We start from the raw sequence: 313 nt of genomic DNA on the forward strand, positions 1-313 counted from the left end.
AACAAATTCATAAAGAACAAATGAATAAATACAAAAAAACCGTACAAGAAAAAGAATTTATATTATCTAAACAAAATTCATTACCAGGCAATGAGTATCAATGAATAAATAGTGACTTACATATTGCTTTTGACAATGAATTCGATGAAGTGAAATTAAATTACGCTTATCAAAATACATATTTTATTAACGAAAAAGAAAAATATAAACACTATTTAGATAGCCATAATGAAGAAATTATTTTAAACGCATTAAAAAATGTGTTTAAAGAAAAATACAAGAATGATGCTGAAGATTTTTATAATAAAGTAAA

General features: G+C 21.7%; 1 protein-coding gene. It reads left to right on the forward strand.

Annotated elements, in window-relative coordinates; all coding sequences use genetic code 4:
- Positions 1-20: 20 nt before the first annotated feature.
- On the forward strand, positions 21-313 hold a 293-nt coding region (locus KQ878_RS03765; RefSeq protein WP_216567980.1), incomplete at its 3' end, for a hypothetical protein.

It is taken from the genome of Mycoplasma zalophidermidis (assembly GCF_018913985.1).
GTDB classification, from domain to species: Bacteria; Bacillota_I; Bacilli_A; order Mycoplasmatales; family Metamycoplasmataceae; genus Mycoplasmopsis; species Mycoplasmopsis zalophidermidis.